Raw genomic sequence first — 13893 nt, forward strand, 5'->3', positions numbered from 1 at the left:
AAGCCGTCATCCGGATGACCGTTCACCCGAGGTAGCTCGTGACGACGTCGTGCAGCGCGGTGGCGGTGAGCCCGAGCGACTCGACGTCGACGCGCTCGTCGTTCCCGTGGAACAGCGAACGGAACACCCCCGGGTCCCACTGCTCGCTGAGCAGGCCGAACCCGTAGGCCGGCACGCCGCGGCGACGGAAGAAGCGCCCGTCCGTGCCGCCGGTCCCGAGGACCGGCACGACGTCGGCGCCCGCGTGCGCGCGCACTGCCCGCTCGATCGCCGCGTACGCCGCGCCGTCGGTGGGCGACTGCGACGCCTCGCCGAACCAGTCACCCTCGACGTGCACGTGCTCGCGCAGGTCGCCGAGCGCGTCGTCGAGCAGGTCGGCCACGTCCTGCGGGGTCGCGCCCGGGAGGACGCGGATGTCGAGCGTGACCTCCGCGAGCCCGGGGATGACGTTGGGCTTCGACCCGGCGTGCAGCACGGTCGGCGCGACGGTCGTGTGCGTCGTGGCGTGCGCGACGGACGCGAGCGCGCCGAGCGCGGGCAGCGCGTCGTCGATCCGGGCGGGGTCGAGCAGCGCGGCCCGCACGTCGGGCGCGAGGTCGAGCGCGTCGACGTAGCGGCGCCACAGGTGGCCGATGACGACCGGCCCGCGGTGCGCGGTGATCCGCCGCACGGCCTCGGCCGCGAGCACGATCGCGTTGAGCGACCCGTACGGCCCCGACCCGTGCCCGGGCCGCCCGACGACACGCAGCCGGCGCCCGGCGCCGCCCTTCTCCCCGACCGCGATCGTGCGGCTCCCGCGGGAGCCGAGCGGGACCCCACCCGACTCCGTGAGCACCGCGTCGACGTCCACGAGGTCGTACCGGTGCTGGGTGATCCAGTCGACGCCCCACGTGCTGCCGTGCTCCTCGTCGGCGACGGCGGCGAGCACGAGGTCGCCGCGCAGCCGCCGCCCGCTCTCCGCGATCGCGCGCGTGACGACCGTGAACGCGGACGTGAGCCCGAGCATGTCGATCGCGCCCCGACCCCAGACCCAGCCGTCGACGAGCTCGCCGCCGAACGGGTCGCGCGTCCACCCCTCCGGCTCGACGGGCACGACGTCGGTGTGCCCGACGAGCGCGAGCGAGGGCGCCTCCGGGTCCGTGCCGCGCAGGCGCGCGACGAGCGACGTGCGGCCGGGGCGCGGCTCGACCCACTCGACCTCGAGGTCGAGGCCGTCGAGCGCGTCGGCGACGGCGCGCGCGTTGCGCACTTCCTGCCCCGAGCCGACGGTGCCGTCGTTGACGCACGCGTTGCGGATCATCGCCTGGAGCAGCTCGGTGGTGCGGCCCGCGAGCTCGGTGCGCGACGGCGCGGGGGCGGGCTCCGCGAGCACGCGCGGCCCGGGCGTCGCCCTGGTCCCGGGCCGGGCGCCGGGTGCTGCGGGTCGTGCGGTGACGGTCATCGTGCCCTCCCTGCTGTCGTGGACGACGCCCGGGGCGCGTCCTGGAGCGCGCGGCGGCCGGGGATGGCCGCGACGAGCTCGCGCGTGTACTCCTCCTGCGGGTCGAGCAGGATCTGCTCGGCCGGGCCCTGCTCGACGACGCGCCCGCGGTGCATGACGCCGACGTGGTCGGACACCTGCCGCACGACCGCGAGGTCGTGCGAGATGAACAGGTACGCGAGCCCGTGCTCGGCCTGGAGCCGCACGAGCAGCTCGAGGATCTGCGCCTGCACGGACACGTCGAGCGCCGAGACGGGCTCGTCGAGGACGACGAGCGCCGGGTTCAGGGCGAGCGCCCGCGCGATGGCGACGCGCTGGCGCTGCCCGCCCGAGAGCTCGCGCGGTCCCCGTCGGAGCACGTCGGGCGGGAGCGCGACGTCCTCGACGAGCGCACGTGCCCGGTCCGCCCGCTCGGACGGCGACCCGACCCGGTACGCCCGGAGCGGCTCGGTGACGATCTGCTCGACGGTGAACCGCGGGTCGAGCGACGCGTACGGGGACTGGTAGACGACCTGGAACCCGCGCCGCAGCGACCGCAGCCGCTCGCCGCGCGCCGTCGTGATGTCCTCGCCCGCGAACTCCACCGTGCCCGCGGTGGGCCGCTCGAGCCGGAGGGCGAGGCGCGCCGTCGTGCTCTTGCCCGACCCCGACTCCCCCACGAGCGCGTACGTCTCGCCGCGCCCGACGGCGAAGCTCACGCCGTCCACGGCGACGAGCGTCCGGTGCGCCGACCCGCGCGGCAGCGTGAACTCCTTGCGCAGGTCCCGCACCGCGAGGACGGGCACGCTCGCGGTGTCCGGGCCGGCGCCGTCGGGCACCGCGGTCCCCTGACCGTCGGCGCGGCTCGCGACCGCGGCGCGGCTCGCGTCGGCGCGCGGGACGACGCCGTCGTCCGGCGCCGTCTCCGGCGTGCCGCCCGCGACGAGGCGCGAGCTCGCGAGGCTCGGCGCCGCGGCGATGAGCTGCTGGGTGTAGGGGTGGCGCGGGTCGTGCAGCACCTGGTCCGCGGTGCCCTCCTCGACGACGACCCCGCGCTCGAGCACGACGATCCGGTCGGCGCGGTCCGCCGCGACGCCGAGGTCGTGCGTGATGAGCAGGACCGCGGTGCCCAGGTCGCGCACGAGGCCGTCGAGGTGGTCGAGGATGCGGCGCTGGACCGTCACGTCGAGCGCACTCGTGGGCTCGTCCGCGACGACGAGGCGCGGCCGCGCCGCGACGGCGATCGCGATGAGCACGCGCTGGCGCATCCCGCCGGAGAGCTGCGACGGGTACTGCCGCGCTCGGGCCTCCGGGTCGTCGATCCCGGCCTGGCGCAGCAGCTCGACCGCGCGCTCGCGCGCCTCCTTGCGCCGCGCGAGCCCGTGGATGACGAGCACCTCCGCGACCTGGTCGCCCACGCGCGTGACGGGGTTGAGCGACACCGTCGGGTCCTGCGGCACGAGCCCGACGTCGCGGCCCCGCACCTGCTGCCACTCCTTCTCGGAGAGGCGTCCGACGTCGCGCCCGCCGAGCCGGATGGTCCCGCCCGTCACCGCTCCCCCGCGCGAGAGCAGGTGCAGCGCCGCGTGGGCCGTCGTGCTCTTGCCCGACCCGGACTCGCCCACGAGCGCGACGACCTCGCCCGCACCGACCGTGAGGTCGACGCCGCGGACGGCGGCGTACGAGCCGCCGTCGCGCGTGCGGTAGGCGACCTCGAGCCCGCGGATCTCGAGTGCGGGCGCCTCGCCCGACGTCGGGCCGGGACGCTCCTGGGTGGTCGGCGTCGTGGCGGTCATGCGTCCCCTCCGGTCCGTTCCAGGGCCCGCGCGATGCGGTTCGCCGACAGCACGACGGCGACGATCACGAGGCCCGGCATGGTCGTGAGCCACCACGCGGTGGCCAGGTAGTCGCGCCCGCCCGAGACGAGCGACCCCCACTCGGGCGCGGGCGGCGGCGTCCCGTAGCCGAGGAAGCTCAGCGCCGAGATGGCGAGCACGGCCGTCCCGAGCTCGAGCGCGACGAGCGCGAGCACCGGTCCCGTCGAGTTGGGCAGCACGTGGCGTCCGAGCACGCCGTACCAGCGCACGCCCGACGCACGGGCCGCCTCGACGTACACCGACGTCGAGGTCCGCAGGACCTCGGCCCGCATGACGCGTGCGAACGTCGCGACGCTCGTGATGCCGACGGCGATCGCGACCTTGACCGTCCCGAACCCGAGCGCCGTGATGATCGCGAGCGAGAGCAGGATGCTCGGGATCGCGAGCAGCACGTCGACGAACCGGCCGACGACGTCGTCCACCCACCCGCGCACGAACCCCGCGAGCAGGCCGAGCAACGACCCGGCGACGAGCCCGACCGCGACCGCGATGACGGTCGCGCTGAGCGACGCCGACGCGCCGTGGACGACGCGCGCGTACACGTCGCGCCCCAGGTGATCGGTGCCGAACAGGTGCGCGCCGGACGGCGGCTGGAGCCGGTCCGCGGGCACGCCCGTCAGCGGGTCGTACGCCGTGAAGAGCTGTGGGACGACCGCCCACGCCGTGACGAGCAGGACGACGAGCACGGCGACGACCAGCCCGGGACGCCGCACGGCGTACCGCACCCCGCGCCGCCACCGGCCCGCCGTGCCCTGGGTCCGCACGCGGCCGTGCCGGAGGATCGCGCGCGCGTCCTCGCGGTCCTCGACCTCGATCTCCTCGGGCGCCCGCGGCTCGGGGACCTCCGGGCTCCCCGGCCGCGCGTCGCCCGACGGCGGGACGTCCGTCCGCGGGACGTCTCGCGTCGGAGCGGTCGCGCGGTCGCTCGCGGTCGTCGGGACCTCGACCGCGTCGCGGAGCACGATGCGCACCCCTGGCCTGGTGCTCATGCAGCCACCGCCTTCTGTCGTGCGTCGATCCGGGGGTCGAGCAGGGGGTAGAGCAGGTCGACCACGAGCGTGACGACCACGAACACGAGCGCGGAGAGCACGACGACCGCTTGCACGACGGGGATGTCCTGCGCGTCCACGGACGTGACCGTGAGTCGCCCGAGGCCCGCGCGCGAGAACACCGTCTCCGTGACGACCGTGCCGCCGAGCAGCCCGCCCACGACGACCCCCAGGACGGTCAGCGCGGGGATCGCGGCGTTGCGCAGCGCGTGGCCGAAGTGCACGCGCGCCCGGCTCGCGCCCTTCGCGCGCGCCGTCTCGACGTACGGCTCACCGAGCGTCCCGCGCAGGCTCCGCGCGAGCACCTGGGCGAGCGCGGCGCTCGCCGGGACGGCGAGCGTGATCGCCGGCAGCACGAGGCTGATCGCGCCCTCGTTGCCGATCGCGGGGAACAGCGGGAGCTGGAAGGAGAACCACTGCAGCAGGAGCAGGCCCAGCCAGAACGGCGGCAGGGCGACGCCGAGCGGCGGGAGCGACGCGAGCGCGTGGCGCAGCCACGCCGCGCGCGGGAACGTGCTCGCGATCGCGATGCCGGCGCCCGCCACGACGGCGAGGACGAGCGCCGCGGCCGTGAGCCGGAGCGTCTCGGGGAGCGCCTGGAGCACGAGCTGGGTCGCAGGCGCGCCCGACGCGTACGACGTCCCGAAGTCGAGCCGCAGCGCGTGCCACAGCGCGTCGGCGTACTGCACGAGCACGGGCCGGTCGAGGCCGTACTGGGCGCGCAGGGCGTCGAGCAGCGCGGGGTCCACCTGGTCCGCCTCGCCCCCGCCGCTCGCCATGAGCGCGGCCGGGTCGCTGGGCAGCAGGTAGAGGACGAAGAACGAGATGGTGAACGCCGCCCAGAGCACGAACAGGCCCTGCCCGGCGCGACGCAGGACGTACCAGCCCATGGTCGGCCTCCTTCCGTGGGGGATGCCCGCCTGCCCGACGCCGCGATGTCGGGCAGGCGGGCCCGGCGGGTCAGCCCTGGGTGACCCAGGCGTCGTAGAAGTCGAGGCGCGACGACGCCTCGAACGTCAGGCCGTGGACCGTGTCGGCGGCCGCGATGGTCGTCGAGAGCTCGTAGACCGGGATCGCGTGCCCCTTCTGCACGAGCAGGCGCGACGCCTCCGTGACGAGCTCCTGGCGCTCGGCCGGGTCGGTCGCCGCGGCCGACGCGTCGAGCAGGTCGTCGACCTCCTCCGCGTCGCGCTGGTTGATGTTGCGCGCATTCGCCGAGAAGATCGTGCGCAGCACGTCCGGGTCGGAGCGTGTGAGGTTGTAGTAGTCGAAGTCGAAGTCGCCGCTCTCCTTGATCGCCTGCGACTCGGCGACGGTCACGTGCTGGAGCTGGAGGTCCACGCCGATCTGCGCGAGCTGCTGCTGGACCAGCTCGAGCGGCTCCGGCACCTGCCAGAACGTCACGGTCGTGGAGAGCTTCTGGCCGTCCTTCTCCCGCACGCCGTCGGCGCCCTCGACCCAGCCCGCGTCGTCGAGGATCTTCTTCGCGCCCTCGGGGTCGTAGGCGAGCTCGTCCGCGACGCTCTCGTAGAGCGGCGTCGAGTGCGAGAGCACGCTCGTGGCCGGCTCGTCCTGCTCGCTGAGCACGGTGTCCGCGATCTGCTCGCGGTCGATGCCCTTGAGGATCGCCGTCCGCACGGCCTCGTCGCCCGCGAGCGGGCTCGACTCGTTGGGGAAGAGGTTGAACACGACGCCCGGGTTGGCGCGGTACTCGAGCCAGAACCCGTTCCCGTCGAACTGCGGGAGGTCGACGGTCGAGATCGCGGCCGTGGCGTCGATCTGCCCGGACTGCAGGCTGCCGCTGCGCACGCTCGCCTCGGGGATGACCTTGAACGTCACCGTGTCGAGGTAGGCCTCGCCCTGGTGGTCGTTGGCCTCCGAGCCCCACGCGTAGCCCGCGACCTTCTCGAGCACGATCTCCTGGTCCTGCGTGTAGGACTTGACGGAGAACGGGCCGGACCCGACGAACTTGCCGGCGCAGCGGTCCTCGACGCTCAGGTCGGCCGACGACGGCGCGAGGAGGCCGAGCGAGAACGTCGAGGTCGCCTGGAGGAACTGGGCGCTCGGCGCCGCGAAGTCGACCGTGAGGGTCTGCGGGTCCGTGACCGTCGTGCCCTCGTAGCCGACGAGGTACTGCGACCCGAGCGACGCCGTCGCGCCGAGCGCGACGATCGCGTCGAAGTTCGTCTTGACCGACTCGGCGTCGATCGGCGTGCCGTCGGCGTAGGTCGCGTCGTCGCGCAGGTGGAACGTGTAGCTCGACGCGTCCTCGTTCACCTCCCAGCTCTCCGCGAGCCACGGCAGGATCTCGCCCGTCTCCGGGTCCTGCGCGGTGAGGGAGGCGACGGTCTGGCGGGCCGCCGCGATGGCGTCGTTGTTGCCGACCTGCTGCGGGTCGATGCAGTGCGAGTCGACGGTGATCGCGAAGGTCAGGTCGCCGCCCGCGACCGGCTCGCCGGACGGGCTGGGCGACCCGTCGTCGTCGGAGGTGCCGGTGCCGCCACCGCACGCGGCGAGCAGGAGACCCGTCGCGGCGGCGGCCGCGGCGGCGGTCAGGGACCGGCGTCGGTGAGGTGTGGGGATCATGTCGTGCTCTCCTCGTGTGCCGGCTGAGGACCGGCGGTCGTCCGGCGCCGGTGGTCGTCCGCGCCGGGCCGAGGGCCGGCGCGGCGGGGGAACCCACCGGGGTGCCGTGCTTACCGCGCGGCGGGAGCCACGCGGTCAGGTCGTTCCCGGAGCACCCCGTCACGTCGAAGGGTTGCTGGTCAGCGAGCCGGGCCTGCGTGCTGACGCTCGTCACCTGGGAGCAGGAAAGACAATCTCGACCGGTTGAGTCAAGTATCGAGACGGTCGTCCCGCCAGGCGGACGGTTGTTTCCTGCTCCGCGACGTCGTGACCCGTCGGCGGGGCTGCCACGAGCACGGCGAGGGCCCGCCTCGCCGGGCGAGACGGGGCCCTCCCCTCCGGTCCGGCGGGATCGCTCAGGCCGCGGTGAACCCCGCCGCGCGGCGGGCGTCGGCCGGGCTCCACAGGTCGGTCTTCACCTCGGCCTGCACGACGGGCACGACCTCCTCCGCGAACCGGCGCAGCACGTCCTCCTGCTGCGCCGCGGGGATCAGATGGTTGACCGAGACGGACTGGAGGTCGTGCCCGTAGGACGCGTGATAGTCGAGGATCTTCTCCGCGACGCGCTCCGGCGAGCCCACCAGCGCCGGACCGCGCTCGACGGCGTCCTCGACCGTCCGGAAGCTCGGCGCCTTCCCGACGGCGTCCGGCCCGTAGCCCCGACGCGCCGCCGCCGCGACCTGGCCCTCGTAGATCGGGCGGTACTGCTCGATAGCCTCCTCCGTCGTGTCGGCGAGGAACAGCCCGCCCGAGCCCGACCCGACGAACCCGTACGCCGGGTCGTGCCCGTGCGCCGCGTACTGCTCGCGGTACCGGTCGATGAGCACCTGGTAGTTCTCGCGCGGCTGCAACGCGTTGGCGCTGACGATCGGGTCCCCGTACCGGGCCGCGAGGTCCACCGCGAAGCGCGACGTCGCCGACCCGTGCCAGATGCGGAACGGCCCCGCGAACGGCCGCGGCAGCGTCGTCGCGTGCTCCAGGGCGTGCCGGTGCCGCCCGCTCCAGCTCACGTCCTCCTCCGACAGCAGCAGGCGCAGCAGCTCGTAGTTCTCCTGGAGGTACTCGTACTGCTTGTCGATGTCGAGCCCCAGCAGCGGGTACTGGAGCACCTCGTTGCCCTTGCCGATGACGATCTCCAGCCGCCCGCGGCTGAGCTGGTCCACCGTCGCGAGGTCCTCGGCGACCCGGATCGGGTCGAGCAGCGACAGCACGGTGACGCCCGTGCTCAGCAGGATGCGCGACGTCCGCGCCGCGACCGCACCGAGGATCACCGTCGGCGCCGACGACAGCACCTCCCCCGCGTGCCGCTCCCCCAACGCGAACGAGTCGAAGCCGAGCTCCTCCGCCAGCACCGCCGTCTCCACCACCCGGTTCAACCGGTCGGACGGCGCGACCGCCTCCCCGGTCACGGGGTGGGGCGGGTTGAACACGATGTCGAGTACCTGGAACCGCACGGTCCTGCTCCTTGCTGTCGTCGTCCGTGGTCGGGCCGGGCGGGCCCGCCAGCGAGATCGGCAGCGCCGGCCGAGGTCGGCACCTGCACGCGCCGATCTCGGCCGGGGCTGCCGATCTCGTCCTTCTCTGCCGATCTCGGTCCCGGGCCCGTCAGGCCGCGGCGGCCTCCGCGGTCGCGGCGTCGCGCTTCGCGACCTCCTCGCGGACGATCGGGATGACGTACCGGCCGAAGTCGATCGCGTCGTCGAGCAGGTCGTAGCCGCGGGCCGAGATGACGCGGACGCCGAGGTCGTAGTACGCGAGCAGCGCCTCGGCGACCTGCTCGGGCGTGCCGACGAGCGCGTTGGAGTTGCCGGCGCCGCCGGTCGCCTTCGCGGTCGCTGTCCACAGGGCGGTGTCGAAGCGCTCGCCCTGGGCGGCGATCTCGAGCAGGCGCTGGGAACCCGCGTTCTCGGGCTTGTCGATCGGGTGCCGACGGCTGAGCTGTCCACCCGCGGCGGCCTTGCGCGCCTCGATCCGGTCGAGGATGCGGTGCGCCTTCTCCCAGGCGAGCTCCTCGGTCGGCGCGACGATCGGCCGGAACGCGGCGTGGATGCGCGGCGGGGTGGCCCGGCCCGCGGCGGCGGCCTCGGCGTGCACGCGCGCGATCTGCTCGGCCGTGCGGTCGAGCGGCTCGCCCCAGACGGCGTAGATGTCGGCCTCGGCCGCGCCGACGCGGAACGCGGCGTCCGACGACCCGCCGAACGAGATGGTCGGGGTGCGGCCCTCGAACGGCTTGGCGTCGAGCACGAAGTCGTCGAAGTCGTAGAACGGCCCGTGGTGGTCGAACGGCTCGGCGCTCGACCAGGCCTGCTTGACGATCTGGATGTACTCGTGGGTGCGCGCGTACCGCTCGTCCTTGGTCAGCGTGTCGCCCTCGCGGCCCTGCTCGTGGTCGTTGCCGCCGGTGATGAAGTGCACGGAGAGCCGCCCGCCGGAGAGCTGGTCGAGCGTCGCGAACGTCTTGGCGGCGTACGTCGGGTAGGACACGTTGGGCCGGTGCGCGAGCAGCAGCTCGATCGACTGCAGGCGAGCGGCGGTGTAGGCAGCGAGCGCGGCGGGCTCCGGGCCGGAGGAGCCGTACGCGAAGAGGACGCGCGTCCAGCCGTTGTCCTCGTGCGCACGCACGAGGCGCTCGAGGTAGGCAGGGTCGAACGCGGCGGTCGTGCGCTCGGTGGTCTCCGACGCGTCGTTGGTCGTGGCGATGCCGAGGAACTCGACGGGCATGAGGATCTCCGTGGGTGTCGTCGTGGATGGTGCGCGGGTGCGGGTTCGCGGTGCCGGTGCTGCGCGAGCCGGGCGGACGTGGTGCGGTCCGGTCGGCCGCTCAGGACCGGGCGGGCGCCGTCGGGTCCGGGGACGCCGTCGACTCCGGAGACGTCGCGGGCGACGCCTCGACCGGCTCCGACGCCGGGAGGCCGGCGTCCTTCCAGGCCGGGAAGCCGCCGTCGACGTGCGAGACGTTCGTGTACCCGCGCTCGGCGAGCGCCTCGGCGACGGGTCCGGAGCCGTTCGGCGACCCGCACACGACGACGACGGGCGTGTCGAGCGAGATCGCCGGGTTCTCGGCGGGACCGAACAGGGCGTCGAGGTCGTGGCGGTCGGCGAGCGTGGCGCCGGGGATCTCGCCGTGCGCGGCGCGGCCGCCGGCGGAGCGCACGTCGATGAGCAGCGCGCCGTCGGCGACCTTGGCCGCGGCGTCGGTCGCGGCCTGGAGGGGTGGGGTGGTCGTCATGGGTTTCTCCTTCGAGGGGTCGTCGCGAGATCGACCCGCACGTCCGAGATCGACCCTCAGGAGGTCGATCTGGCGACGCGCGGGTCGATCTCGCGTTAGGGGGTGGTGGCGAGTGCGGGTGTGGCGGGGGCGGGGCTTCCCGCGAACCAGTGCTCGGCGAGCAGCTCGAACGAGCGACGGGCGTCGTCGGCGTCGTGGGTCGCGGTGGTGACGAGCAGCTCGTCGGCACCCGTCGCGCGGCGCAGCGTCTCGAGCCGCTGCACGACCGTCTCCGGGTCGCCGACGATGCGCGTGTCGACGCGGTCCGCGACGAGCGCGCGCTCGGCCTCCGGGCGGTCCTCCCACGCGGGCGACGTACCCGGCTCGGGGTATGCGATCGCGCCGTCGGCGCCGCGGCGGATGGAGAGCACCCAGTCCGCGAACGGTGTCGCGAGCTCCCGGGCGCGCTCGATCGTGTCGGCGACGAGCACGTCGGCGGACACGACGACGTACGGCTCGTCGAGCACGCCCGGCCGGAACGCCGCGCGGTAGGCGGCGACGGTGTCGATCGTCGCCGACGGCGCCACGTGGTAGTTCGCGGCGATCGGCAGCCCGAGCTCGCCCGCGACGCGCGCGCTCTCGCCGGGGCTCGACGCGAGGACCCACAGGTCCCAGTCGGCACCCTCGACGGGCGGGCTCACGTACGGCGTCCCGTGCTCGTCGCGGTACGTCCCGGCACGCAGGCCGAGCACGAGGTCCAGCTCGTCGCGGAAGCTGACGGGCGTGCGCGACGCCCCGACGATCCGCTTCTGCGCGAGGATCCGCTCGCGCAGCACGGAGTCGTTGAGGTTCGACGGCGGCGCGCCGGGGACGTAGAGCCCCTCGACGACGCGCGGCCCGGTCGCGCCGGACCGCGCGGCGCGCAGCGGGCCGTCCGTGCCCTGCGTGCTGCCCTGCGAACCCGTCGCGTCCTTCGGCGGGGTGAACGCCCGGCCCAGCCCGAGGTCGACCCGGCCCGGGTGCAGCGCGGCGATCGTCCCGAACTGCTCGGCGGCGACGAGCGGGCTCGTCGTGCTCAGCAGCACCGCGCCGCTGCCGACGCGGATGCGCTCGGTCCGGGCCGCGACGGCCGCGGCGAGCACGGCGGGCGATGCGGAGCCGACACCGGGCGACAGGTGGTGCTCGGCGTACCAGACGCGGTGGTAGCCGAGCCGGTCGAGGTCGCGCGCGAGCCCGACGGCGCGGCGCACCGCGTCCTGGCCCGTCGCCCCCTCGGGAACGATCGCGAGGTCGAGGACGGACAGCGGGACGCGGCCGGACGCCGGTCGCGGACCGCCGGGGGTGGCGGTCGGGTGCGGGTGGGAGGACATGGCTTCCTTCGGTGGTGCGACTGGTCGTGGTGCGGCGGCCGGTGGCGGCGCAGCGGCCGGTGGAGCGGTGGGTCCCGACTGCTCCCGGCGGCGGGACGGGACCGGGGCTCCTACTTGGACGGGAACCCGAGCGCAGCGAGCGTGGGTCGCAGGTGGGCGCGCCCGCGCAGCGCGCCGGGGACGCGCAGGCGGTCGACGACGCGGTCGCGCCAGCCGCCGTCGAGCCCCTCCTCGCGGTAGAAGGGCGCGATGCGCTGCTCGTACGCCGCGACGTGCTCCGCCTGGTCGCCGTGGTAGCGCTCGGGGTGCAGCACCGCCGCCTGCGGCAGCCGGGGCTTGACGCGCTCGCCGCCCGCAGGGTCGGGGTGCCCGACGACGAGCCCCACGACCGCGACGACGCCCTCGGGCAGGCCGAGCTCGGCCGCGACCTGGGCCGGGTGGTTGCGCAGCGCGCCGATGTACACGGTGCCGAGCCCGAGCGACTCGGCGGCGACGACCGCGTTCTGCGCGGCGAGCGCGGCGTCGAGGAACGCCACGACCGTCGTCTCGAGGTAGTCGGTCGCCTCGAGCCGGACGCCCTCGCGCTCGCCGAGGGCGCGCGCCCGGGCGACGTCGGCGAGCCAGACGAGCAGCAGCGGCGCGGTGCGGACGTGCTCCTGGTCGCCCGCGAGCGCCGCGAGCCGGTCCTTGCGCGCGGCGTCGGTGACGGCGACGACGCTCCAGAGCTGGAGGTTCGACGACGTCGGTGCGGACTGCGCGGCGGCGACGAGCGTCGGGACGACGTGGTCGGCGAGCGGGTCGGTGCGGTAGCGACGCACGCTGCGGTGCCCGAGCACGGTGCCGAGCACGTCCGCGGGGCGGCCCGCGTCGCGCGCCCGGCCGGCCGCGGCACGGCGTGCCAGCCCGACGGCGGCACCGGGCGCGGCGACGTCCGCGACGTCCGGCGCGACGCCGTAGCGCGCCCCGACCGCGGCGCGCGCGCCGTCGAGCACCGCACCGTCGGGCACGACGGCGTCGGGCCGGGCACCGGTGGGCACGTCGGTCAGGTCGCTCTCCAGGTCGCGCGGGTCGCCGTCGCGGCGGGCCGGACGCACGACGGCCGGGACGGTGACGGGTGTGGACGTCATGAGGCGGTCCTCTCGGGGAGTGCGGAGAGGCGGGCGAGCGCGAACCGCTCGGCCGCGAGCGCGTCGTCGGGACGGGTGGCGAGGTCGGCGAGCACGCGGCCGACCGCCGGGGCGAACTTGAAGCCGTGGCCGGAGAACCCGGCGCCGACGACGACCGGACCGCGCCGGTCGAGCACGAAGTCGTGGTCCGGCGTCGTCGTGTAGGTGCAGCTCACGGGGACGTAGGCGTCGGGGTCGAGGCCGGGCAGCCACGTGCGGACGTAGTCGCGCAGCGCGGCGAGCTGACCCGGCTCGGGCCGGTAGGAGCGCCGGTCGGGGTCGACGACGGGCCCGACCCCGTGGAAGCCGACCTTGACGCCCTCGCCCGGGGTCGCGAGCCCGTAGACGCCGCTCGGCCACGCGGTGCCGGGACCGACGTCGTGCGTGAACGCCGGCCACCCCTGCGGGGACGCGCCCAGGGCGAGCGCGAAGTGCGCGGGCTGCTCCTGCGTGACGACGAGCGGGAGCTCCTGCCCCAGCAGCCCGCCGGTGGGACCGCCGAGCAGGCCGGCGCTCCACGCCCCGACCGTCACGACGACGACCCGCGCGACGACGTCGCCGCCGTCGGTGACGACGCGCACGCCCTCCGGGACGCGCTCGACGTGCCGGACGGCGGTCTCGTGGCGGACGTCGGCGCCGCTCGCGGCGGCCGCGCCCTGGAGGGCCGCGACGGCGCGGTCGGCGTGGAGCCGCCCGGCCGTCGCGACCTCGTGCAGCACCCGGCCCTCGAACCGCAGCCCCGGCCAGCGCTCGGCCGCGGCCGCGGGGTCGAGCCACTCGTGCTCGATCCCGCGGGCCGCGAACGCCGCACCGATCGCGTCCGCGCGGCGCTCGGCCGCGCCGTCGCGCCGCCCGTGGCTGACGCCGCCCGTGACCGTGAGCAGCTCGGTCCCGGTCTCGTCCTCGACCTCGCGCCACAGGCGGAGCGCCTCCTGCGCGAGGTCGAGGTACTCGGGCTCGGCGTACGTCGTGCGGTAGATGCGCGACGTCCCGTGGGAGGCACCGTGCGCGTGCCCGGGGGCGAAGCGCTCGAGCAGCAGGACGTCGCGCCCGCGCCGGGCGAGCTGCCACGCGGCGGCCGAGCCCATGACGCCGCCCCCGACCACGAGGTGGTCGACGTGCTGGGTGCTGGTGGTCAT

At 75.2% G+C, this 13893-nt stretch carries 11 protein-coding genes and 1 riboswitch; all 11 genes read right to left on the bottom strand.

Features of this window, described 5'->3' with window-relative positions; all coding sequences use genetic code 11:
* Positions 1-22: 22 nt before the first annotated feature.
* A complete protein-coding gene (locus ABWU78_RS02365) occupies positions 23-1441 on the bottom strand; it encodes a M20/M25/M40 family metallo-hydrolase (RefSeq protein WP_439157451.1) in 1419 nt (472 codons plus the stop codon).
* The gene (locus ABWU78_RS02370; RefSeq protein ID WP_439157452.1) at positions 1438-3255 is read right to left on the bottom strand and encodes a dipeptide ABC transporter ATP-binding protein; all 1818 of its coding nucleotides are present in this window, start codon (positions 3253-3255) and stop codon (positions 1438-1440) included. The genes ABWU78_RS02365 and ABWU78_RS02370 overlap by 4 nt, the downstream gene beginning before the upstream one ends.
* Entirely contained in the window at positions 3252-4325 is a 1074-nt protein-coding gene (locus ABWU78_RS02375) for an ABC transporter permease (protein ID WP_253055199.1), read from the bottom strand. The genes ABWU78_RS02370 and ABWU78_RS02375 overlap by 4 nt, the downstream gene beginning before the upstream one ends.
* On the bottom strand, positions 4322-5275 hold the full coding sequence (locus tag ABWU78_RS02380) for an ABC transporter permease (protein WP_439157453.1): 954 nt from the start codon (positions 5273-5275) through the stop codon (positions 4322-4324). Before ABWU78_RS02380 ends, ABWU78_RS02375 begins: the two co-directional genes overlap by 4 nt.
* A 70-nt stretch (positions 5276-5345) precedes the next feature.
* Entirely contained in the window at positions 5346-6971 is a 1626-nt protein-coding gene (locus tag ABWU78_RS02385; RefSeq protein WP_439157454.1) for an ABC transporter substrate-binding protein, read from the bottom strand.
* A gap of 101 nt (positions 6972-7072) precedes the next feature.
* Positions 7073-7186: riboswitch (SAM riboswitch) on the bottom strand.
* 180 nt (positions 7187-7366) lie between these two features.
* Positions 7367-8464, bottom strand: coding sequence for an LLM class flavin-dependent oxidoreductase (locus ABWU78_RS02390; protein ID WP_439157455.1), 1098 nt, complete (start codon positions 8462-8464; stop codon positions 7367-7369).
* Positions 8465-8615: 151 nt separating this feature from the next.
* Positions 8616-9731 carry an LLM class flavin-dependent oxidoreductase gene (locus ABWU78_RS02395; RefSeq protein ID WP_439157456.1) on the bottom strand — a complete coding sequence of 372 codons (1116 nt, stop codon included), beginning with the start codon at positions 9729-9731 and terminating at the stop codon, positions 8616-8618.
* Positions 9732-9831: 100 nt separating this feature from the next.
* Positions 9832-10239, bottom strand: coding sequence for a rhodanese-like domain-containing protein (locus ABWU78_RS02400; RefSeq protein WP_253055194.1), 408 nt, complete (start codon positions 10237-10239; stop codon positions 9832-9834).
* A gap of 95 nt (positions 10240-10334) precedes the next feature.
* A complete protein-coding gene (locus ABWU78_RS02405; protein WP_353707486.1) occupies positions 10335-11588 on the bottom strand; it encodes an LLM class flavin-dependent oxidoreductase in 1254 nt (417 codons plus the stop codon).
* Between the two features lie 110 nt (positions 11589-11698).
* Entirely contained in the window at positions 11699-12715 is a 1017-nt protein-coding gene (locus ABWU78_RS02410) for an NADPH-dependent oxidoreductase (protein WP_353707485.1), read from the bottom strand.
* Entirely contained in the window at positions 12712-13893 is a 1182-nt protein-coding gene (locus ABWU78_RS02415; protein ID WP_353707484.1) for an FAD-dependent oxidoreductase, read from the bottom strand. The genes ABWU78_RS02410 and ABWU78_RS02415 overlap by 4 nt, the downstream gene beginning before the upstream one ends.

The sequence above is a fragment of the Cellulosimicrobium sp. CpK407 genome, from assembly GCF_051844275.1.
GTDB classification, from domain to species: Bacteria; Actinomycetota; Actinomycetes; order Actinomycetales; family Cellulomonadaceae; genus Cellulosimicrobium; species Cellulosimicrobium cellulans_G.

Bases quoted from the DNA above. Each gene is read 5' to 3' on its own strand.
- ABWU78_RS02385 (WP_439157454.1), bottom strand. From the start codon at position 6,971: ATGATCCCCACACCTCACCGACGCCGGTCCCTGACCGCCGCCGCGGCC.
- ABWU78_RS02415 (WP_353707484.1), bottom strand. From the start codon at position 13,893: ATGACCACCAGCACCCAGCACGTCGACCACCTCGTGGTCGGGGGCGGC.
- ABWU78_RS02370 (WP_439157452.1), bottom strand. From the start codon at position 3,255: ATGACCGCCACGACGCCGACCACCCAGGAGCGTCCCGGCCCGACGTCG.
- ABWU78_RS02395 (WP_439157456.1), bottom strand. From the start codon at position 9,731: ATGCCCGTCGAGTTCCTCGGCATCGCCACGACCAACGACGCGTCGGAG.
- ABWU78_RS02380 (WP_439157453.1), bottom strand. From the start codon at position 5,275: ATGGGCTGGTACGTCCTGCGTCGCGCCGGGCAGGGCCTGTTCGTGCTC.
- ABWU78_RS02410 (WP_353707485.1), bottom strand. From the start codon at position 12,715: ATGACGTCCACACCCGTCACCGTCCCGGCCGTCGTGCGTCCGGCCCGC.
- ABWU78_RS02375 (WP_253055199.1), bottom strand. From the start codon at position 4,325: ATGAGCACCAGGCCAGGGGTGCGCATCGTGCTCCGCGACGCGGTCGAG.
- ABWU78_RS02405 (WP_353707486.1), bottom strand. From the start codon at position 11,588: ATGTCCTCCCACCCGCACCCGACCGCCACCCCCGGCGGTCCGCGACCG.
- ABWU78_RS02400 (WP_253055194.1), bottom strand. From the start codon at position 10,239: ATGACGACCACCCCACCCCTCCAGGCCGCGACCGACGCCGCGGCCAAG.
- ABWU78_RS02365 (WP_439157451.1), bottom strand. From the start codon at position 1,441: ATGACCGTCACCGCACGACCCGCAGCACCCGGCGCCCGGCCCGGGACC.